This is a genomic window from Chryseobacterium sp. SIMBA_028, assembly GCF_046535285.1.
Classification (GTDB): Bacteria; Bacteroidota; Bacteroidia; order Flavobacteriales; family Weeksellaceae; genus Chryseobacterium.
Genome location: NZ_JAWRWZ010000015.1, coordinates 60005 through 79933, shown reverse-complemented (window position 1 = coordinate 79933; position 19929 = coordinate 60005). Strand labels below are relative to the sequence as shown.

The 19929-nt window shown below is 35.9% G+C and carries 22 protein-coding genes; 15 read left to right on the top strand and 7 right to left on the bottom strand.

Going from position 1 to position 19929, the window contains the following annotated elements:
- Positions 1 to 47 precede the first annotated feature (47 nt).
- The 7 genes from SCA31_RS18885 to clpB all read right to left on the bottom strand — a co-directional run bounded on the left by SCA31_RS18885 (position 48) and on the right by clpB (position 7019).
- Complete coding sequence (locus SCA31_RS18885; RefSeq protein ID WP_410698579.1) at positions 48 to 1064, bottom strand: zinc metalloprotease; 1017 nt, start codon at positions 1062 to 1064, stop codon at positions 48 to 50.
- Between the two features lie 247 nt (positions 1065 to 1311).
- A complete protein-coding gene (locus SCA31_RS18880; RefSeq protein WP_410698578.1) occupies positions 1312 to 1953 on the bottom strand; it encodes a response regulator in 642 nt (213 codons plus the stop codon).
- Complete coding sequence (locus tag SCA31_RS18875; RefSeq protein ID WP_410698577.1) at positions 1950 to 2735, bottom strand: sensor histidine kinase; 786 nt, start codon at positions 2733 to 2735, stop codon at positions 1950 to 1952. The genes SCA31_RS18880 and SCA31_RS18875 overlap by 4 nt, the downstream gene beginning before the upstream one ends.
- A complete protein-coding gene (locus SCA31_RS18870) occupies positions 2714 to 3361 on the bottom strand; it encodes a hypothetical protein (RefSeq protein WP_076357328.1) in 648 nt (215 codons plus the stop codon). Before SCA31_RS18870 ends, SCA31_RS18875 begins: the two co-directional genes overlap by 22 nt.
- A 35-nt stretch (positions 3362 to 3396) precedes the next feature.
- Entirely contained in the window at positions 3397 to 3921 is a 525-nt protein-coding gene (locus SCA31_RS18865; protein ID WP_410698576.1) for a hypothetical protein, read from the bottom strand.
- A gap of 197 nt (positions 3922 to 4118) precedes the next feature.
- Entirely contained in the window at positions 4119 to 4271 is a 153-nt protein-coding gene (locus SCA31_RS18860; RefSeq protein WP_410698575.1) for a hypothetical protein, read from the bottom strand.
- Between the two features lie 153 nt (positions 4272 to 4424).
- The gene (gene clpB / locus SCA31_RS18855; protein WP_410698574.1) at positions 4425 to 7019 is read right to left on the bottom strand and encodes an ATP-dependent chaperone ClpB; all 2595 of its coding nucleotides are present in this window, start codon (positions 7017 to 7019) and stop codon (positions 4425 to 4427) included.
- 370 nt (positions 7020 to 7389) lie between these two features.
- Here clpB and SCA31_RS18850 point away from each other — a divergent pair, with 370 nt between their 5' ends.
- The 15 genes from SCA31_RS18850 (at position 7390) to SCA31_RS18780 (ending at position 19805) form a co-directional block, all read left to right on the top strand.
- Entirely contained in the window at positions 7390 to 7968 is a 579-nt protein-coding gene (locus tag SCA31_RS18850) for a TetR/AcrR family transcriptional regulator (RefSeq protein WP_410698573.1), read from the top strand.
- A 172-nt stretch (positions 7969 to 8140) separates the two neighbouring features.
- Positions 8141 to 9457, top strand: coding sequence for a phenylacetate--CoA ligase family protein (locus SCA31_RS18845; RefSeq protein ID WP_410698572.1), 1317 nt, complete (start codon positions 8141 to 8143; stop codon positions 9455 to 9457).
- Positions 9457 to 10542, top strand: a complete 1086-nt coding sequence (locus SCA31_RS18840) for a 2Fe-2S iron-sulfur cluster-binding protein (protein WP_410698571.1) — start codon at positions 9457 to 9459, stop codon at positions 10540 to 10542. Before SCA31_RS18845 ends, SCA31_RS18840 begins: the two co-directional genes overlap by 1 nt.
- Positions 10543 to 10629: 87 nt before the next feature.
- Positions 10630 to 11568 carry a 1,2-phenylacetyl-CoA epoxidase subunit PaaA gene (gene paaA, locus SCA31_RS18835; protein ID WP_410698570.1) on the top strand — a complete coding sequence of 313 codons (939 nt, stop codon included), beginning with the start codon at positions 10630 to 10632 and terminating at the stop codon, positions 11566 to 11568.
- Between the two features lie 40 nt (positions 11569 to 11608).
- Positions 11609 to 12178, top strand: a complete 570-nt coding sequence (locus SCA31_RS18830; protein ID WP_410698569.1) for a hypothetical protein — start codon at positions 11609 to 11611, stop codon at positions 12176 to 12178.
- A gap of 16 nt (positions 12179 to 12194) precedes the next feature.
- Positions 12195 to 12476: a 1,2-phenylacetyl-CoA epoxidase subunit PaaB gene (gene paaB / locus SCA31_RS18825; RefSeq protein ID WP_034703047.1), complete on the top strand. Its 282-nt coding sequence runs from the start codon at positions 12195 to 12197 to the stop codon at positions 12474 to 12476.
- Positions 12477 to 12566: 90 nt separating this feature from the next.
- Positions 12567 to 13316 carry a 1,2-phenylacetyl-CoA epoxidase subunit PaaC gene (paaC, locus tag SCA31_RS18820; protein ID WP_410698568.1) on the top strand — a complete coding sequence of 250 codons (750 nt, stop codon included), beginning with the start codon at positions 12567 to 12569 and terminating at the stop codon, positions 13314 to 13316.
- Between the two features lie 27 nt (positions 13317 to 13343).
- Complete coding sequence (paaD, locus tag SCA31_RS18815; protein ID WP_410698567.1) at positions 13344 to 13808, top strand: 1,2-phenylacetyl-CoA epoxidase subunit PaaD; 465 nt, start codon at positions 13344 to 13346, stop codon at positions 13806 to 13808.
- Between the two features lie 141 nt (positions 13809 to 13949).
- Complete coding sequence (locus tag SCA31_RS18810) at positions 13950 to 14750, top strand: enoyl-CoA hydratase/isomerase family protein (RefSeq protein ID WP_076357310.1); 801 nt, start codon at positions 13950 to 13952, stop codon at positions 14748 to 14750.
- 74 nt (positions 14751 to 14824) lie between these two features.
- Complete coding sequence (locus SCA31_RS18805; RefSeq protein ID WP_410698566.1) at positions 14825 to 15958, top strand: 3-hydroxyacyl-CoA dehydrogenase NAD-binding domain-containing protein; 1134 nt, start codon at positions 14825 to 14827, stop codon at positions 15956 to 15958.
- A 110-nt stretch (positions 15959 to 16068) separates the two neighbouring features.
- The gene (locus SCA31_RS18800) at positions 16069 to 16377 is read left to right on the top strand and encodes a hypothetical protein (protein ID WP_410698565.1); all 309 of its coding nucleotides are present in this window, start codon (positions 16069 to 16071) and stop codon (positions 16375 to 16377) included.
- A 2-nt stretch (positions 16378 to 16379) separates the two neighbouring features.
- The gene (locus SCA31_RS18795; protein ID WP_106918157.1) at positions 16380 to 16793 is read left to right on the top strand and encodes a PaaI family thioesterase; all 414 of its coding nucleotides are present in this window, start codon (positions 16380 to 16382) and stop codon (positions 16791 to 16793) included.
- 265 nt (positions 16794 to 17058) lie between these two features.
- Positions 17059 to 18264, top strand: a complete 1206-nt coding sequence (pcaF, locus tag SCA31_RS18790) for a 3-oxoadipyl-CoA thiolase (RefSeq protein ID WP_410698564.1) — start codon at positions 17059 to 17061, stop codon at positions 18262 to 18264.
- Positions 18265 to 18366: 102 nt separating this feature from the next.
- Positions 18367 to 18960 (top strand): transferase hexapeptide repeat family protein, encoded by a 594-nt coding sequence (locus SCA31_RS18785; protein WP_109623738.1) that lies wholly within the window; start codon positions 18367 to 18369, stop codon positions 18958 to 18960.
- Between the two features lie 17 nt (positions 18961 to 18977).
- Positions 18978 to 19805 (top strand): alpha/beta hydrolase, encoded by an 828-nt coding sequence (locus SCA31_RS18780; RefSeq protein ID WP_410698563.1) that lies wholly within the window; start codon positions 18978 to 18980, stop codon positions 19803 to 19805.
- Positions 19806 to 19929: the final 124 nt, after the last annotated feature.

The window sequence follows — 19929 nt, the reverse complement described above, 5'->3', positions numbered from 1 at the left end:
CCCAAACGTGGGATAGATTTTAAATATTATTTAAATGGTGTGATTTATTAATAAACTCTTAATCCTGATCTTGCACCAGAAGATGCGGTTACAGATTGCATTTTTGTTTTTTGCCCTGCAGTAAACATATACAATGAATTATCATCAGAATAATCCATATAGTTCATAAACATAACAGATCTTTTTACCCCATAGCAAGTATTGTAAAGCGGATAGGTTGGTTTACCTGTATTAGCAGTTGTTTGCGTAGGAGTATCTGCAATTAAGTCATCACCACATGTGGTATCACCCCAAATATGTCTAAGACCTAAATAATGTCCTACTTCATGGGTGGCAGTTCTTCCTAAGTTGAAAGGAGCAGATGTTCCGGTTTTGCCAAAGAATGGAGCTGCAATAACGACACCGTCTTTCCATGTACCAGCATCTTCAGGGAAAGTTGCATAACCCAAGATTTGTCCTTGAGTATCCGGCATGCTGCCCACTACCCAAATATTAAAATAATTTGTAGGATTGGTGGCGTCAATTCCTCCTGTAGAGGCTTTTTTCATGGTGTTGTTTGCTCTGTCCGTTTTGCTCCATGATGTTTTGGTTGTAGATTTTCTTATCGTATTTACCAATCTGAATTTCACTTTTACATCACCAGATTTTACAGCCTGAAACTCAGTAGGGATGCTTGAAGCATCACTGTTTGTTCCGCTGTAATCAGCATTCAGTACGGCAATTTGTTCTGCAATTCTGGCATCTGAAACATTCTGTGCTGTTGTTTTGTAGATTACGTTTACAACGACAGGGATTTCAACAGTTCCATCTGCAAGTACTTTTCCCATTGCTAGGTTATTGGCAAATCTTTCAGCATTAGCATCTATTTCTGCAACTTTTTGTCTTAATGCAGGATCTTTTTCCAAAGCTTCCTGTCTCATATCCTCTGATGGACAATTTCTTTTTAGAGCAGAGGTGGAAGCAATTTCCTTATCTGCCGAAGTTTCATTTTGATTAGTTACACTGTCGTTGTTACACGCAGACATAAAGCCCAATGCAAGGACTCCAAATAATAATCTTTTCATATCTTTTTTTTTGGTTTGAGGATGTGAAATTATATTATTTAAAATTGATATGCAAATTATTTTCTAGTTTATTTGAATTATTCCTATTTAATGAATGGTTTTATTGATTATAAATTAGTTTTATATGAATTGTATTGAATTTTAACTAATTTCAAAAATTAAATTATTTATTTCACATTTAAGTGTATTTTTAAATGTAAACATTTAAGTTAATTTTAATTTTTATAGAATTTTTTTAATACAAACTTTAATTAGCAAAGCCGTTTTTAATGGCAAAAACTGCCAGCCCTACACGGGTCTTTAAATCAAGTTTATCACAAAGCTGATCCCTGTAGCTCTCTACAGTTCTGGGACTGCAGCACATTCGGTCTGCAATTTCTTTATAGCTAAGCTCCGTAACAGTGTATTTCAAGAATTCTTTTTCACGATCAGATATTTTAACTGTGATTTCAGCTTCCTGATCTTTATTGAAATTGGAAAATATAATTTTTGAAGCCCATTCCGGGTAAAAGAAGCCATCAGTATCCAGTCTTGTAAGAGCTGTTTCCAGATCTTTCGGATGGGTGTTTTTTAGAAGATATCCTTTTGCTCCGTTTTTGATCATCTTAATCACGCTGTTATCATCTCCCTGCATGCTGAGTGCCATTACCTTAATATTGGGGTGGTGCTTGACAAGCCAGGCTGCTGTTTCAAAACCGTCCATAATAGGCATACTGATATCTAAAAGGATAATATCAGGAATTGGGTTTCCCTCTTCAAATTTTTGAATCAGGTCTTTTCCATTTTCACATACATAGATTACTTCAAACTCGTTAAAGTTATCAATAATCCCTTCAAGAGCCTTGGCAATAAGGATGTGATCGTCAACAATTACAATAGATTTTTTCATGGTTGTTTTTTTAAGATGATATTGAGGACTGTTCCTTTGTGGTCCTGGCTCTCAAGGTTGAAATCAGCGCCTATAATTTCGGCTCTGTTTTTCATATTTGTGAGACCAATTCCATTGGATTTTGTTTGGGTGGTATCAAATCCGATTCCGTCATCATGAATATTGAGCTCCCAAAGGATATGTTCGGAAGTATTTAAGCTGATAAAAATATTCTTGCATTGAGAATGCTTTATACTGTTCTGAATAAATTCCTGAGTGATTCTGAGAAGTACATTTTTATGAACGAAGCCTAGGTCCAGTTGATTAAAATTGTGTTCAAAATTGATCTTGCATTTTTTTAAGGAATTGGTATTGTCAACCTCTTCCTGAATCAAAGTTACAATTTCCTTTTGATTGATATTATCATCGGTCAATGTCTTCGAAAGGCTTCGGAGATCCTGCAGGGATTGGTTGATAATCTGTGAGACCTGGTCAATTCTTTCACTGGCTTCAGGAACTTTATTCTCATAAAGCATCTGTTGAACATACAAGCTTACAAGGGTAAGCTTTTGACCAATATTGTCATGAAGCTCCCGCCCGATTTGCTGCATGGTGGCCTGCTGAATCTCCAATTGGGTAGCCAGAAGTTCTCTTTGATGAATTTCGTTTTTCATTTCAATTTCATTCAGATACTCTTTTTTACGTTGTCTGTAGTTTCTTATGTAGATGGCTACAGCAACAACAAACATTAAAAAAAATGTATTGAAAAGAATGATCGTAATTAAAAGCTCTGTTTTCCCCATATAAATGAACTTGCAAATAAAAGATACATTACAGCTCCTGAAATCTGGAAATAAGCAAAATATAAATCCCAAATATTTCTATATTCCCAAAGAAGCGACATGAATGTCATAAATGGGAGAGTCCCAATATAAAAGAGTGTTATTCCCAGATTGATATAGAACATTTTGTTTGTACTGAACTTTAAAATTTCAGATGAATTTACCTGCTTATAGTATTCCATAATAACCAGTACCATTAAAAACAGGCATCCAAAAGTATAATTAAAGGAGTATACTACTTTGTTATTTGAAAAGAATAAAGCATTGGGAATGAATGACAAGAGATAGATGGCTGCAAAAATATAAAATAGAGTTGTTTTTTTTAGTGATTTTTTGGCGTAGAGCCAATAAAAGAAGATAAATTGTAATGGCATAACAAAATAATTGTAAAACTTAACTCTATCTATATGAAGAGGTTTTTCAGCCCATTTTACAGCAGATTCACACAAAAAAATAGCAATAAGATATAATGCCAAATACTTCCAATATTGTTTTTTTACACGGTTAAAATAAATAAGAGAAGTTAAAGCAGCAATTCCTTCCCCAACATACATGAATTGTAAGAAAAACTTTTGGAACTCAGTCATTGTTTATTAATAGTATAAAATATTTTACAGCGAGATTAGTACTTTTGTGTTTTAGGGTTGCCTGGAGGGGTTAGTGTTCCTTGGTTTTCTCCAAGATCTCCATCGTCATCAGACAACGGTATACCACGTGCGCTTAATGCTAAGTTTTGTTGAGTTAGTGAATTGAAATCATAATCCAGTTTTTCTCCCTCTTCGCTTTCTTTTTTCAGCGTTGGAATCATCACCAAGGTATGCCTTTCAGAGTATTCCTGAGGAACGGGGTGACTCTCCATAATGTCCCAATTTTCAACTTTTGGGTAGGCGGCATAATAAAATCTGATCCCTAAATCTTCTTCCGTACATTCAGGATTTATTTTGCTTGCTTCTTTTTCTATCAACGCAATGAAGCTTTTCAGTTTAGGAAGGTCAAACCAAATGGAATGAGCATCTTCTATTCCTAAAGTATCATTGATAGCAGTCAGGTGATTTTGACGATAATTGTCAATAAGAGCTTTAATCAAACTATTAGACATCGCTCCTGATCTTGGTTGATCATTTTCGTTAGTAGATTCTGTATTCATAACTTAGTTTTATCATGGAATATCCATATTACTGCAAATTTCGGAAAAAATATGAAAGAAAAACTATTATTAAATAGGGAATTATACCGTTATTTTTACCGTGTTTTTACGGATTGTGTATGAAAATTTTTACATCCTTGAAAACGAAACGATGATAGGGGCATAAAAAAACCGGAGAAAATCTCCGGCTTAATTTTTTAAATGCATCCGTATTTTTTTGGATCCCTGCAAACCATTCCTGCGGTACAGCATAGGCCGGTAGGGCAGTTCCAGTTCTCGTCACACATTATTAAAGCAGAAGCCACTCCGCCATCAATGTTCTTCAACTCGTTTCTTTTTAACTTTTTCATACTGATTTTGTTTTAGTTATTAATTTGTTTGGGTAATAAATATAATGATATTTCACGATACTTGGATAATTATGTGAAAAAATAAGTGCTGCAGAGAAATCTACAGCACTTACTTACAAAAATTAATGTATATGAAAAAAACTACTTTATTTTTTATTGTTCCGTTGGTCTGAAAACCAATCCGGTTTCTACAAAGTAATCCAGGGTAATTCTGTCACCATCGTTTACATTTCCTGCAAGGATTTCTTTTGACAGTTTATTTAACACTTCCTGTTGGATCACTCTTTTTAAGGGTCTTGCCCCGAAAGCAGGATCATAGCCTTTGTCCATCAGATAATCTACTGCATCCTGAGTGAAAGTCATGATAATGTTACGTTTTGCCAACATCTCATTAAATCCTCTTAATTGATACTGAACGATTTTTCCAATTTCTTTCTTTCTTAAAGGTTGGAACAATACCACTTCATCAATTCTGTTTAAGAATTCCGGACGTAAGGTTTGTTTTAAAAGATCGAAGACCTCAATTTTCGTTTTATCCACAATTGCATCCTGATTCTCATCAGTAATATTTTCAAAATTTTCCTGAATAAGATGTGAACCTAAATTCGAAGTCATGATAATGATTGAATTTTTGAAATTCACAACACGGCCTTTATTATCCGTTAAACGGCCATCATCCAAAACCTGAAGTAATGTATTGAAAACATCAGGATGGGCTTTTTCAATCTCATCCAAAAGGACCACTGAATAAGGTCTTCTTCTTACCGCTTCAGTCAATTGTCCACCTTCATCATATCCCACATATCCCGGAGGGGCGCCCACTAGTCTTGAAACACTGTGGCGTTCCTGATATTCACTCATATCAATTCTGGTCATATTGTTCTCATCATCAAATAAGAACTCAGCCAATGCTTTAGCAAGCTCAGTCTTACCAACTCCGGTTGTTCCAAGGAACAAGAATGATCCGATAGGTTTTTTATCATCACTCAATCCGGCTCTGTTTCTTCTGATGGCATCAGCTACGGCACCAATGGCTTCATCCTGTCCCACAACTCTGTGGTGAAGTTCAGCTTCCAGATTCAGTAGCTTATCTCTTTCCGATTGTAATAACTTAGTAACAGGAATACCTGTCCATTTTGCAATCACCTCAGAGATATTATCAGAAGTAACTTCCTCTTTAATAAGCTCGTTTTGATGATTTTGCATTTCAATTTCAAGCTTTTCAAGTTGATCTTCTTTTTCACGAAGTTTTCCATATTGGATTTCCGCTACTTTAGCATAATCTCCTGTTCTGGAAGCCCTTTCAGCCTCCAATTTCAGAGATTCAATATCTTTTTTGATCTGGGTAAGATCTTCACTTTTTTGTTTTTCTTTCAACCATTTTGCATTGATCTCGTTTCTCTCTTCAGAAATTTTCGAAATATCCTCTTTTAAATGATCAATTTTGGTTTGGTTGCCTTCTCTCGAAATAGCGGCCAGCTCAATTTCCAATTGCATTAATCTTCTGTCTAGAACGTCCAGCTCTTCCGGTTTTGAATTGATCTCCATTCTTAATTTAGCCGAAGCTTCATCAATAAGGTCAATCGCCTTATCCGGTAAAAATCTGTCCGAAATATATCTTTGAGACATTTCTACAGCCGCAATGATTGCTTCATCCTTGATTCTTACCTTATGGTGAGCTTCATATTTATCCTTAATTCCACGAAGAATTGAAATAGCAGACTCCGTATCCGGTTCTTCTACCATCACTTTCTGAAAACGTCTTTCCAATGCTTTATCCTTTTCAAAATACTTTTGGTATTCGTTTAAGGTTGTAGCACCAATAGCTCTCAATTCGCCCCTTGCTAAGGCTGGTTTCAAAATATTGGCAGCATCCATTGCTCCATCGCCACCTCCGGCACCTACCAGAGTGTGGATCTCATCAATGAAAAGAATAATCTGTCCGTCAGATTTGATGACCTCATTCACTACAGATTTTAGACGCTCTTCAAACTCACCTTTATATTTTGCGCCGGCGATTAATGCCCCCATATCCAATGAATATAAGGTTTTATCCATTAGATTCTCAGGAATATCACCACTGATGATTCTGTGGGCAATTCCTTCAGCAATGGCTGTTTTACCTACACCAGGCTCTCCGATAAGGATAGGGTTGTTTTTGGTTCTTCTGGAAAGGATCTGTAAAACTCTTCGGATTTCTTCATCGCGTCCAATTACGGGATCCAGTTTTCCTTCAGCTGCCAACTCATTGAAGTTTTTAGCATATTTATTTAAGGACTGATAAGTTTCTTCTGAGCTTGCAGAAGTAGCCTTACTTCCTTTTCTTAATTCTTTAATTCCCCCTTCCAGCAGTTTTTTAGTGACTCCCATGTCTTTCAACATTTGAGAAACTTCCGAACCGGTTTCAATAAGAGATAACCATAAGTGCTCAATCGTTACAAATTCATCACCCATTTTTTTGGCAATATTTGGTGCATCTAGCAACACTTTATTTGCAGATTGAGATAGGTAAATATTTCCTCCCTGTACTTTAGGAAGCTTTTCTAAATTTTCACGATTTCGCTCTCTTACCAAAGTAGCATCAGCTTCAGATTTCTTTAATAGGAAAGGCGATATATTCTCATCTACCTGAAAAATTCCTTCAAGGAGATGTTGAGGTTCAATACTTTGATTGCCAAGTTCCATGGCAACTTGTTGCGCTGCCTGGATGGCTTCTTGTGATTTTACAGTATATTGGTTTAAGTTCATATTTTATATATTTTTGGTAATGGTTCGTTCAAATTTTAGCTTTAAAAAACATCAAGAAACTAAATTTTCAGGCTTAGTTTCTTAATGCCATCAATTATTTAATCATTTATTCGATGAGTGTATCGCAAAAACTGTTCAATTATTAAATTTACAAAAAAAATGGACAAAATTTCCGAATTCACTATTTTTAACGGAAAATTAACTTGACAAAATTTCCGGTTCCTGAAATTTTACGTTGAAATTCATGAACAAATAGTCAGATTTGAAAAATAACACCCTAATACAAGTTTATAAATGAACGAATTTGCTTAATCACTATGTTAAATTTCAACTTTTTATTAACAGAATAACTACTTTTGCATTTTTACAGATGGAACTTAAAGAAAAACAAAGGAAAATATTAGACGTAGCAGTAGAACTTTTCAAAGAGAAGGGCTATATGGGAAGCTCTGTAAGAGACCTGGCTACGAAGCTTAATATCAAAGCTGCATCACTATATGCACATATCCGTTCAAAGGAAGAAATTCTGGAGTGGGTATGTTTTGGTATTGCACAGGAGTTTTTCGATAAGCTTCAGGAAGTAAAAAATACGGATATCGTTCCAAGAGAAAAATTAGATTTATTTCTTGATAAACATTTATCGGTTGTTCTAAAAAACCGGGATGTTACCCATATCTATTCTGTGGAGTGGAGACATTTGGAAGAAAGGCTTCCCGAATTTGTGGAATTAAGAAAAAATTATCAGCAGGAAGTTGAAGAACTAATTTCTGAAATTTACAAAGCTGAAAACTGGGAGCTAAAGTCACCATCATTTACTACAAGATTTATTCTTCATACCCTTAACAATTCCTATTTCTGGTTCAAGAGAAGCAGTGATTCTACCGATAAAATTACGGATGAGATAAGAGAGAAAATCCTTTTCGGCTTACTCGGAAATCAAAAATCATAGTCTTTGGCAAAAAGAAATTAGTAATACATTTTACATTCTACTTTTACAAAGGTAAGGCGGCTCAGCTGGTATTTTATTATTTAGAATCATTCAAAATATGACGAATGTCATAAAAATTTTGCCAGCTTCCAAAATCTTTTTAAATTTACACCTAACAAATGTTAGTTAGTTTATGGATTTTTCAGTTGAATATCTGGAGCTGGGTCAGTTGAGACAGCTTCAATCTGACCGGTTGATTAATTTGATCGGTTATCTAGAAGAGAAGTCAGAGTTTTATAAAAGGAAACTTGATGAATTGGAAATATCTCCCAATGAGATAAGGTCGATTGAAGATATCACGAAACTTCCGATTACTTACAAACAGGATTTAAGAGATAACTATCCGTTTGGTTTGTTTACCGTTCCGAAAAGTGAACTTCAGAGAATTCACTGCTCAAGTGGGACAACAGGAAAACCAACCGTGGTAGGATATACTAAGGAAGATGTAGATCTTTTTAGTGAAGTGGTAGCTAGATCTTTACATGCAGCAGGAGCCAGACCGGGAATGCAGCTGCATAATGCCTATGGTTATGGAATTTTCACCGGCGGACTAGGGCTTCATTATGGTGCAGAAATGCTGGGAATGAGTGTTCTTCCTATTTCTGGAGGAATGACCGCTAGGCAGGTTGATCTGATTGTAGATTTTAAACCTGAAGTGATTTGCTGTTCCCCGTCTTATGCCTTAACCATTGCTGATGAATTTGCTAATAGGGGAATTTCAGCAGATGAAATTAGTCTTAAATATGCCGTATTGGGATCAGAACCCTGGACAGAAATCATCAGAGGCCATATCGAGGAAAGATTAGGTGTACACGCAACCAATATTTATGGTTTAAGTGAGATTATCGGCCCTGGGGTTTCCATGGAGGATTTTGAAGAAAAAGGAGGTTCTTACATTTGGGAAGATCACTTTTATCCTGAAATCCTGGATCCAATTACCAAGCAACCGGTTCCTTTTGGAGAAGAAGGTGTTCTGGTGATTACCACTTTAACGAAAAAAGCCATGCCGCTTTTACGCTATTGGACTAATGATATTACCAGTCTTTATTACGATGAAAATGCCAAAAGAACAATGGTGAAAATGAAACCGATTGTAGGCAGAGCAGATGATATGTTGATCGTAAGAGGAGTAAATGTTTATCCAAGCCAGATTGAAGAAGCATTCTCCCATGTAAAAGGAGTGGTTCCTAATTATTATTTGACTCCGATTGAAAAAGAGCAAATGTGTGTAGCTTTAGATATTGATGTAGAAATTGCCGACGATCTTGTAAATACTCAAAAAATCGAAGCAAATACCGATGATTATTTTAATTTTGTCGGAAGCTTCGGGAAAAATATAGAAAACGAAATAAAAAAACGGGTAGGGATCACCACAAAAGTGAAAGTTCATACTCAGGACAGTTTGCCGAAGTGCGAAGGTGGAAAAATTAATAGAATACTAAAAAAATAATGAATTCATTTTATAAACTTAAAACTGTAAAAGTTCAGAAGGATACTTCCGAAGCCGTGAGTGTAGCGGTAGAAATTCCGGAGGAACTGAAAGACAAGTTCAGGTTCAAACAAGGGCAGTATCTGAATTTCCGAATGATGATCAACGGAAATGAAGAAAGACGTTCTTATTCTATCTGCAATGCTCCAAGCGAAAAAAGCAATACGCTGGAGGTTCTGGTAAAATTACTGGAAGGTGGAAAAGTATCAGGGTATTTCAATGAGCACCTTCATATGGATGAAATGCTTGAAGTAATGCCTCCAATGGGTGGTTTTAATACTTCTTATCACCCGACAAACGTGAAAACGTATGTTGGTCTGGCAGCAGGAAGCGGTATCACTCCGGTTTTATCCAATATTAAAGAAAGTCTTTATCAGGAGCCTAGCAGTAATGCCTATCTGTTTTACAGCAACAGAAGTATGAATCATATTTTGAGAAAAGCTGAAATTGATAAGTTGGTAGAACACTTCAATGGAAGACTTAAGGTGGTTTACCTGGTAAGTAGAGAAAAACATGAAGATCCTGTTTTTGAAGGAAGAATCTCTCCTGAAAAATTAGATCAGCTGTTTGAAAGATATACAGATATTGATGTAAAAGAATCCACTTATTTTATCTGCGGTCCTGCAGAAATGATAAAGGGGATTGCTGATTATCTGAAAAAGGATAAAAAAGTACCTGCAATTCAGGTTTTATTTGAATACTTCACGGCTCCGGATGAAGAAAATACAGAGGAGATGAGTGATGAATTCAAAGCCATTGCCAATATTGAAAGTATGGTAACGGTGATCATTGATGATGATGAATATTCGTTCCACCTTAATTCCAAAAAAGAGAGTATCTTAGATAAAGCATTGAAAGACAATCTTCCTGTGCCTTTTGCTTGCAAAGGAGGAGTTTGTTGTACGTGTAAGGCAGAGGTTTTGGAGGGAGAAGTTTTCATGGAGAAAAACTATGCACTTACCGAAGATGAAGTTGCCAGAGGCTTCGTTCTTACGTGTCAATGTCACCCGACAACCAATGTGGTGATGCTTAATTATGATGTTTAAAAAAATTAATGTAACAATATAACAATTTACCAGTGTAACAATCATTGGTACATTGGTAAGCTGATACATTGCTAAATTGAAAAAATTATGGACTTAGAAAAATTTGTTCAATACGTTCACGAAGAAAATAAAGTAGAACCAAAGGATGTAATGCCTGATGATTACAGGAAATTATTGGTTCGTCAGATTTCGCAGCATGCACATTCTGAGATTGTCGGGATGTTGCCGGAAGCGAACTGGATATCCAGAGCTCCTTCATTGAGGAGAAAAATGGCTCTTTTAGCTAAGGTTCAGGATGAAGCAGGACATGGCTTGTATTTATACTCTGCAACAGAAACGTTAGGAAACGGAACGATCAGAGCAGATAGAGATGCCACTTATGAAGATATGCTGGAAGGAAAAGCCAAGTATTCAAGTATATTTAATTACCCTACATTAAGCTGGGCAGACATTGGTGCCATCGGCTGGTTGGTAGACGGTGCCGCTATCATGAATCAGGTAATGCTGATGGGGAATTCTTATGGTCCTTATTCAAGAGCGATGGTGAAAATCTGTAAAGAAGAGTCTTTTCACCAAAGACAAGGGTATGAAATCCTGATGGCGCTTTGCCGTGGTACAAAACAACAAAAGGAAATGGCACAGGCTTCGTTAAATCGTTTTTGGTGGCCGGCTTTAATGATGTTTGGACCTAATGATGACAGTTCGCCAAACTCTAAAATCTCTATGAACTACAGAGTAAAAAGAGAAAGTAATGACAGTCTTCGTCAGAGATTCATTGACGTTACCGTTTCTCAGGCAGAATTCTTAGGATTAACAATTCCTGATAAAGATCTGAAATGGAATGAGGAAAGACAGCACTACGACTTCGGAGAACTTCCTTGGGGAGAATTCATGGAAATCTTAAAAGGTAACGGACCGTGCAATAAAAAACGTATCGAAACGAAGAGAAAAGCGCAAAGAGAAAATTCGTGGGTAAAGGAAGCCGCTGCAGCGTTTGCCGAAAAACAAAACCAGAAAGTAAATTAAGAAATTAGTGAAAGTTTTATTTCAAATTTTATTTTTCCTTATGGTTTCAGTATTAAAAGGACAGGATGTAAATAAACTTGCCGGTCTTCCTATTAATATTGAAAATAAAAAAGAAATAATAATTTATCAAGGTTCCAAAATGACAATCGGAGGAAAGATTTTCAGAATTTATCAGGGGAAAGGTGAGAATTGGAATGCTGAGTTGATACAATGGTTTTCACCCTATTACATAAGTAAGGATGAATTTAGAATCACTCCGGCAAAAGTTACTCAACTGAAATCTAAAGATATACTTGAAAAAGCTTTTGTTACTCTGGAGTCAATGAATATCGGTTATCTCCCTAAAGAAGATTTTTTCAGATATAAGACATCCCAATCAAAGGCTGTATACGATAATGATGAAAAAAGATATGGATTATTTACAAGAGAACATAGTATTACAGGCGGGGTAGACTTTTTAGTAAAATATAAATCAAATAATGAAGAGAATGAATTTCATTATTCTAATCCTGAAAGTTATTTAAATGTTACTCCAGGGATAGATGAATATGAAAGCTTTATGAAGATTTTAAAATATGTTGAAAATAATTTCAATATCAAATTAAATTAAAAAATAAAAATAGATAATGAGTCAATTAGATATGTGGGAAGTGTTTATTCAGACTAAACCGGGATTATCTCACAAACACGTTGGAATAGTACAGGCACCAACAGCAGAAATGGCTTTGCAAAATGCAAGAGACGTTTATACAAGAAGAAAAGAGGGGACTTCTGTTTGGGTAGTTCCAAGTAAATATATTGTCACTTCAGAAGGGATAGACAAGGAAGCTTTCTTCGATCCGGCTGATGACAAACTATACCGTCACCCGACTTTCTATGATATTCCAAACGATGTAAAAAATATGTAATTAATAAAGACTTCAAGATGTGAGATCTCAGGTAATAGACTTTTTTGTCAATCTGAAATCCAGTGTCTGAAATCAGAAATCTACTAAACAATGAACCCATTATATAATTATTTATTAAAACTAGCAGACGACAGTTTCATTATGGGGCAGCGTTTGTCTGCATGGTGTGGTGAAGGTCCTTATCTGGAGGAAGATATTGCATTGACGAACATTGCTTTGGATGAGCTTGGTCAGGCTAACAATTTTTACGTTTACGCCTCCAGAGTGATTGATAACGGCAAAAGTGAGGATGATTTGGCTTTCCTAAGATACGAGCATGAATATCTAAATGCACACTGGGTAGAACTTCCCAATGAAGATTATGCACAGACTATTTTGAAAGTGTATGTTTTTGCAGTCTATCAAAAGCTGATGTATGAAGCATTGTCCAATTCTGCTAATGAAGAACTTTCTGCGATTGCTCAAAAATCTTTGAAAGAAGTAAGATATCATTATACCCATGCTGCTTCCTGGATGAAAATTTTTGCTCAGGGAACAGAAGAAAGCAAAACTCGTTTAGAAAAAGCGATTGAAGATATCTGGGAATATTCAAAAGGATTATTCGCAAAAGTAGACGGAGAAGATGATTTGACTATTTTAAATATCGTTCCCAATGTTGATGAGTTATACAAAGACTTCGTTGCCATTACAGAGAAAGATTTTCAGGATTTTGGATTAGAATATCCGATCAATCCGTTTATGCAGCCAAAATCAAGAACAGGATACCATACAGAGTATTTTGGATTCATTCTTTGTGAACTTCAGTATATGCAGAGAGCGTATCCGGGATGTACATGGTAGAAAAAATGAGGTAATTCTCAGATAATAATGAACGATTTATTAAACTTATTAAAAACAATCCCAGATCCGGAAATTCCGGTCATTGATATTGTGGAATTAGGGATCGTAAGAGAGGCACAAATCACAGGTGAACATACTTGTGAAGTAATAATTACGCCTACTTATTCCGCTTGCCCTGCAATGTTCACCATTGAAGAGGACATTATCAAAATGATGAAAGAGAATGGATGGGATGCAAAGGTGGTGACCAAAATGTTTCCTATCTGGACAACAGACTGGTTGACAGATGAAGCAAGAGAAAAACTTAGGGTTTACGGGATTACGCCTCCTGAAAAAGGAGCAGACGAACATCATATCGGGAAACCGAAAAAATGTCCACGTTGTGGTTCTGAGCATACCAAACAGATCAGCAGATTCGGGTCTACCTTGTGTAAGGCTTCTTATCAATGCTTAGACTGTCTGGAGCCGTTTGATTATTTTAAATGCCATTAAGAAATGTAGCAATCTAGTAATGTGACAATCTAATCATACCAATAATGCATAGCATTGAAATATTCGCACTCTAATTGGTAAATTGTTACATTGTTATACTGTTAAATTATTATATTTATCTGAACTTAAATAGATGTTTTTATGTATACACAACTCGATATTGAATCGCATTTTGACGGGAAGCTCAAAATAGCATATCTTAATCAGCCTGAAACAATGAACGCTCTTACAAAGCCTGCACTGGCAGACTTGAGAGATTTTGTAAAAGAATGCAGTAATGATGAAACTGTAAGATGTGTTGCTATTTCCGGAAGAGGAAGAGCGTTTTGCTCCGGTCAGAATCTGGATGAAGCTTTCGTGACTGGTAAAGAACACCATGATCAGGATATCATCAGAAAAATTGTGGTAGATTACTACAATCCGTTGGTTACCGAAGTTACTCGTTGTAAAAAACCGGTTATTGCATTGGTAAACGGACCAGCAGTAGGTGCGGGTGCTATGTTAGCATTAATCTGCGACTTTGTATTGGCAAACAATAAAGCCTATTTTTCACAGGCGTTTTCAAATATCGGTTTGATTCCTGATACAGGAGGAACTTATTTCTTACCGAAGCTTTTAGGTAGACAGTTGGCGAATTATTTAGCTTTCACAGGTAAAAAATTATCTGCTGAAGAATCTAAATCTTACGGTCTTGTTGCTGAGGTTTTCAGTGAAGAAGAATTTGGGCCAAAATCAATGGAAATCCTTGAGAAAATGGCGAACATGCCAACAGCAGCCCTTAAACTGACGAAAAAAGCTTTTGCTCAATCTTATACAAATACTTTGAAAGAGCAGTTGGAACTTGAGGGAGACTTGCAGCAGGAAGCTGCAGAAACAGAAGACTTCCTGGAGGGAGTAAATGCCTTTTTACAGAAAAGAAAACCTAATTATAAAGGAAAATAAAAAATCTGTACAATGTAGAAAGTAAAATGTACAGTTAAATGCTTTTTACATTGTACATTTTACATTGTACAAAAATGAAGAATATTGGAATTATTGGGGCAGGAACCATGGGCGTTGGAATTGCTCAGGTCGCTGCAACAGCAGGATGCAAAGTCGTTTTATTTGACGCTAATGCTCCACAAATAGATAAAGCACTTTCAGGCTTAGAGAAAACACTTCAAAAGCTTGTCGAAAAAGGCAAGATTTCTCAGGAAAAAGCTACAGAGATCAGAAACAATATTGCTAAAGGGGAAACCCTTCAGGATTTAAAAGATTCTGATCTGGTTATTGAAGCAATTATTGAGAATAAAGACATCAAAACCAAGGTTTTTACAGAACTTGAAACCTATGTCTCTGAAAACTGTATCATTGGTTCCAATACATCATCCATTTCCATCACCTCTCTTGGTGCAGAATTAAAGAAGCCGGAGCGCTTCATCGGAATTCACTTCTTCAATCCGGCTCCATTGATGCCATTAGTGGAAGTAATACCCTCTTTATTAACAGAAAAAAACTTAGCAGAAAAAATCTATAACCTCATGAAAGAATGGGGGAAAATACCTGTTATTGCTAAGGATATTCCCGGATTTATAGTTAACAGAATTGCCCGCCCTTATTATGGTGAGGGATTAAGAATTGTTGAAGAAAACATTGCAACACCGGAACAGGTAGATGAAGCAATGAAGACTCTTGGAAACTTCAAAATGGGGCCTTTTGAATTAATGGACCTTATTGGAGTTGACGTTAACTTTGCTGTAACAACTACTGTTTACAAAGATTATTTCTACGACCCGAAATACAAACCATCTCTACTTCAACAGAGAATGTCTGAGGCAAAACTTCATGGAAGAAAAACAGGAAGAGGCTTCTATGATTATAGTGAGGGAGCTGTAAAACCGGAAGCCCAAAAAGATGATGCTCTTTATCAGCAGATTTTTTTAAGAATCATTTCAATGTTGATTAATGAAGCTGTAGAAGCTAAAAGATTAGGCGTTGCAAACGATGATGATATCGAATTGGCCATGCAGAAAGGCGTAAACTATCCAAAAGGATTATTAAGCTGGGGAAAAGAAATAGGATATTCAAAAATTTCCGAAACACTCCAGAGTCTTTACGAAGAATATCAGGAAGAAAGGTACAGACAAAGTCCTTTACTTCGTAAGCTATAAAATGGATCAATGTATCAGTTTACCAATATAATAATACCATGGTTATGTTAGCTTATCAAAGGATTGTATTGGTCAACTGTTAGATTGTTAAATTGTTACATTCAAAAATAATGAATATAGAAGAATTCAGGGATGAATTGGAGGTAAGGCTTTCTATTGAAAAGCAGTATTTAACTCAGGAAGCAACATCTATTGATGAATCGGAAAGACTTGAGTTACTCGGAAAGTTTAATGAGAAATACAAAGAGCTGATCAAAAGATTAGCCAACGAAAGTGGAATTGATTTAAATGCATCCTATCCTTCGGGAAATTTATCAGAATCAGAAAATCTTTCATACGAACAGATTATTCTCGGTAAAACAATGAGTGTTTACGACAGATTATCTGATGAGTTATATGAAGAAATAACAAACCTATAGAAATGAATCCAAGACAAGTTGCAGATTATATGTTCAATCAGGATTATTTTTCCCAATGGATGAATATCAAAATGATTGAAGTAAAAGAAAATTATTGCCTGATAGAAATGCCCATCAAAAAGGACATGATCAATGGGCTTAAAACAGTTCACGGAGGGGTTACGTTTGCTTTTGCAGACTCTGCCCTGGCATTTTCCTCCAATAATACTGGCGACGCAGCCGTAGCCTTGAACTGTATCATCAATTTTACCAAGGCAGGAAAAGAGGGTGATGTATTCAGAGCAGAAAGCATCTTGGTAAATGATACAAGAAAAACAGCTGTTTATGACATTAAGATCACCAATCAAAATAATGATCTGATTGCAAAATTTGTCGGGACAGTTTATAAAATTGGAAAGAAAGTAACAGAGCTTTAAGCTCAATGTCGCAATGTAATAATTTACTGATCTAACAATTTGTAAATAAAATTAAAACTGCGGCTAAAGAAGTAGAAGAAACAAAATATTGGCTCTATCTCTGTAAGCATTCTAAAAGCTATCATTTTCAATGAAAGATGCAGAGATTTGAAAAGGTATATATCAAATATTAAGTACAAGTTTAAATAAAAATCAATAACCAATATGACAATGTATCAACAATTGTTACACTGTTAGATTGCTAAATTGTTACATTAAAATCATTATGAACAACGTATACATCATAGACTATGTAAGAACTCCTATTTCAAAACTACAGGGAGGATTATCAGAAGTAAGAGCAGATGACTTGGCTGCCATTGTTATCAAAGAAGTGGTCACAAGAAATCCAGAAGTTCCTGTTGAGGAAATTGAGGATGTTATTTTCGGATGTGCGAACCAAGCAGGTGAAGATAATAGAAACGTAGCCAGAATGGGACTTTTATTGGCTGGACTTCCTTATAAAATTGGAGGCGAAACGGTAAATAGGCTTTGTGCTTCTGGAATGTCTGCTGTGGCTAATGCATTTCGTTCCATTGCAGCAGGAGAAGGAGAAATCTATATTGCAGGTGGAGTAGAACACATGACGCGTTCTCCTTACGTGATGTCAAAACCAAGCGCAGCTTTCGGAAGAGACAGTCAGATGTATGATACAACTTTCGGATGGCGTTTTGTTAATCCGAAGATGAAAGAAATGTATGGCGTAGATGGGATGGGTGAAACAGCAGAGAACCTGGCTGATATGCATCAGATCAACAGAGAGGATCAGGATAAATTTGCCCTGTGGTCTCAGCAAAAAGCAACAAAAGCTCAGGAAAATGGAAGACTGGCTGAAGAAATTGTAAAAGTTGAAATCCCACAAAGAAAAGGTGATCCAATCGTTTTTGAAAAAGATGAATTTATTAAGCCAACCTCATCAATGGAGGGATTAGGAAAACTTCGTCCGGCTTTCAGAAAAGAGGGAACAGTAACTGCCGGAAATGCTTCAGGAATGAACGATGGAGCAGCCGCCTTGATCCTTGCAAGTGAAGAAGCTGTAAAAAAATATGGACTAAAACCTAAGGCTAAGATTTTAGGATCTTCAGTAGCGGGCGTAGAACCTAGAATCATGGGAATTGGGCCTGTAGAAGCTACCCAAAAGCTTTTAAAAAGATTAAACCTTTCTCTTGAAGATATGGATATCATTGAATTAAACGAAGCCTTTGCTGCACAAGCCTTAGCAGTAACAAGAAGCTTAGGTTTACAGGATGATGACGCAAGAATAAATCCAAATGGTGGAGCTATTGCCATCGGTCATCCACTAGGGGTTTCCGGTGCAAGAATTATTGGTTCAGCGGCCATAGAGCTTCAAAAACAAGATAAGAAATATGCATTGTGTACCCTTTGTATCGGTGTCGGACAGGGATACGCAATGGTCATTGAAAAAGTATAACTTTTTAAATAATGTAACAATGTAACAGTTTACCAATATAACAATATTGAATCTATTGCTAGACTGTTACATTGTTAAATTGGTACATTAAATTTAAATTTTATGAATATCTACTCATATCACGGTATCCGTCCTATTATAAAATCTTCTGCCTATATTCATCCACAAGCCGTTATTATCGGAAATGTGGAAATTGGTGAAGAAGTCTATATTGGTCCGAATGCCGTTATCCGTGGAGACTGGGGGAAAATTATCATTAAAGACGGAGCCAACGTTCAGGAAAATTGTACCCTGCATGTTTTTCCTAATATAGAAACAATCCTCGAAGAATCTGCACATATTGGCCACGGAGCGATTATTCACTCCGGTCACATTGGAAAGAATTGCTTAATCGGGATGAATTCTGTAGTGATGGACAAGGCTTATATTGGTGACGAAAGTATTGTTGGTGCATTGGCTTTTGTGCCTGCCAACTTTAGATGTGAACCCAGAAAGCTGATTGTAGGAAGTCCTGCAAAAGTTATCCGCGATGTTTCTGATGAAATGATCCATTGGAAAACCGAGGGAACAAAACTATATCAGGAATTGGCAAGAGAGGGAAAAGAAGCAATCTTACCTTGTGAGCCATTTACAGAATATGTTCAGCAAATTCCTACGAAAGTGGTGGATTACAGTATCTGGGATGATATTAAATAATAACTATAAAATTAAACATGATCAAGAAATTTTTCATATTATGCAGTATTCTGTTTGCTGTTAACTTTACAGTGTCTGCACAGACAGAAACAACAAAACCACTTACCATTGGTGAGGTAAGGACATTAAAATCCAAGGTTTTAAATGAAGAAAGAACATTGAATATTTATCTTCCTCAAGGGTTTGATAAAACTAAATCTTATCCCATTATTTATCTTCTGGACGGAAGTGTGAATGAAGATTTTATCCACGTTTCAGGATTGGTACAGTTCTTTAATCAAATGTATTCCATGCCGGCAACAATTGTGGTGGGAATTGCTAATGTAGACAGAAAAAGAGATTTCACATTCCATACAGATCTGAAGGATCTACAAAAAGATTACCCTACAACAGGACATTCTGACAAGTTCATCACCTTTCTTGAAAAAGAATTAAAACCCTACATAGAAACTCAGTTTAAAACAACAGATAAATATTTGTTTGGTCAATCATTGGGTGGGCTTTTGGCAACTGAGATTCTACTGAAAAAACCTGAAATGTTTAATAACTATTTTATCATCAGCCCAAGTTTATGGTGGGATGATGAAAGTTTATTAAAACAAGCTCCTCAATTACTTTCAAAATCTTCGGATACTAAAAAATTCGTTTATATTTCTGTAGGAAAAGGAGAACATCCGGTAATGGTAAAAGATGCCGAAGCCTGGTATGATGTTCTTAAAAAATCCAATAAGAAAAACTGGACAATTGAATATAAAATGATGGAAACAGACAATCACGCAACCATTCTTCACAGAAGCTTATACGAGGGATTGGTAAAGATGTTTCCATATCAGGAACCGAAATAAATGTAACAGTATAACAATGTAAAAATCTAACAATTATATTATATAATGTTATTCTGAACGAAGTAAGAATCTCATTGGTAAACTGTTAAATTGATACATTGATAAATTAAAGTATAAAATATTT

What these genes read in the sequence shown, in the direction of transcription:
- SCA31_RS18840 (WP_410698571.1), top strand. Translation starts at nt 9,457, where the DNA reads ATGAATTCATTTTATAAACTTAAAACTGTAAAAGTTCAGAAGGATACT.
- paaA (WP_410698570.1), top strand. Translation starts at nt 10,630, where the DNA reads ATGGACTTAGAAAAATTTGTTCAATACGTTCACGAAGAAAATAAAGTA.
- SCA31_RS18870 (WP_076357328.1), bottom strand. Translation starts at nt 3,361, where the DNA reads ATGACTGAGTTCCAAAAGTTTTTCTTACAATTCATGTATGTTGGGGAA.
- SCA31_RS18800 (WP_410698565.1), top strand. Translation starts at nt 16,069, where the DNA reads ATGAATATAGAAGAATTCAGGGATGAATTGGAGGTAAGGCTTTCTATT.
- SCA31_RS18845 (WP_410698572.1), top strand. Translation starts at nt 8,141, where the DNA reads ATGGATTTTTCAGTTGAATATCTGGAGCTGGGTCAGTTGAGACAGCTT.
- paaC (WP_410698568.1), top strand. Translation starts at nt 12,567, where the DNA reads ATGAACCCATTATATAATTATTTATTAAAACTAGCAGACGACAGTTTC.
- SCA31_RS18875 (WP_410698577.1), bottom strand. Translation starts at nt 2,735, where the DNA reads ATGGGGAAAACAGAGCTTTTAATTACGATCATTCTTTTCAATACATTT.
- SCA31_RS18785 (WP_109623738.1), top strand. Translation starts at nt 18,367, where the DNA reads ATGAATATCTACTCATATCACGGTATCCGTCCTATTATAAAATCTTCT.
- SCA31_RS18850 (WP_410698573.1), top strand. Translation starts at nt 7,390, where the DNA reads ATGGAACTTAAAGAAAAACAAAGGAAAATATTAGACGTAGCAGTAGAA.
- SCA31_RS18780 (WP_410698563.1), top strand. Translation starts at nt 18,978, where the DNA reads ATGATCAAGAAATTTTTCATATTATGCAGTATTCTGTTTGCTGTTAAC.
- SCA31_RS18865 (WP_410698576.1), bottom strand. Translation starts at nt 3,921, where the DNA reads ATGAATACAGAATCTACTAACGAAAATGATCAACCAAGATCAGGAGCG.
- paaB (WP_034703047.1), top strand. Translation starts at nt 12,195, where the DNA reads ATGAGTCAATTAGATATGTGGGAAGTGTTTATTCAGACTAAACCGGGA.
- SCA31_RS18810 (WP_076357310.1), top strand. Translation starts at nt 13,950, where the DNA reads ATGTATACACAACTCGATATTGAATCGCATTTTGACGGGAAGCTCAAA.
- SCA31_RS18880 (WP_410698578.1), bottom strand. Translation starts at nt 1,953, where the DNA reads ATGAAAAAATCTATTGTAATTGTTGACGATCACATCCTTATTGCCAAG.
- SCA31_RS18830 (WP_410698569.1), top strand. Translation starts at nt 11,609, where the DNA reads ATGGTTTCAGTATTAAAAGGACAGGATGTAAATAAACTTGCCGGTCTT.
- SCA31_RS18795 (WP_106918157.1), top strand. Translation starts at nt 16,380, where the DNA reads ATGAATCCAAGACAAGTTGCAGATTATATGTTCAATCAGGATTATTTT.
- SCA31_RS18805 (WP_410698566.1), top strand. Translation starts at nt 14,825, where the DNA reads ATGAAGAATATTGGAATTATTGGGGCAGGAACCATGGGCGTTGGAATT.
- clpB (WP_410698574.1), bottom strand. Translation starts at nt 7,019, where the DNA reads ATGAACTTAAACCAATATACTGTAAAATCACAAGAAGCCATCCAGGCA.
- pcaF (WP_410698564.1), top strand. Translation starts at nt 17,059, where the DNA reads ATGAACAACGTATACATCATAGACTATGTAAGAACTCCTATTTCAAAA.
- SCA31_RS18885 (WP_410698579.1), bottom strand. Translation starts at nt 1,064, where the DNA reads ATGAAAAGATTATTATTTGGAGTCCTTGCATTGGGCTTTATGTCTGCG.
- SCA31_RS18860 (WP_410698575.1), bottom strand. Translation starts at nt 4,271, where the DNA reads ATGAAAAAGTTAAAAAGAAACGAGTTGAAGAACATTGATGGCGGAGTG.
- paaD (WP_410698567.1), top strand. Translation starts at nt 13,344, where the DNA reads ATGAACGATTTATTAAACTTATTAAAAACAATCCCAGATCCGGAAATT.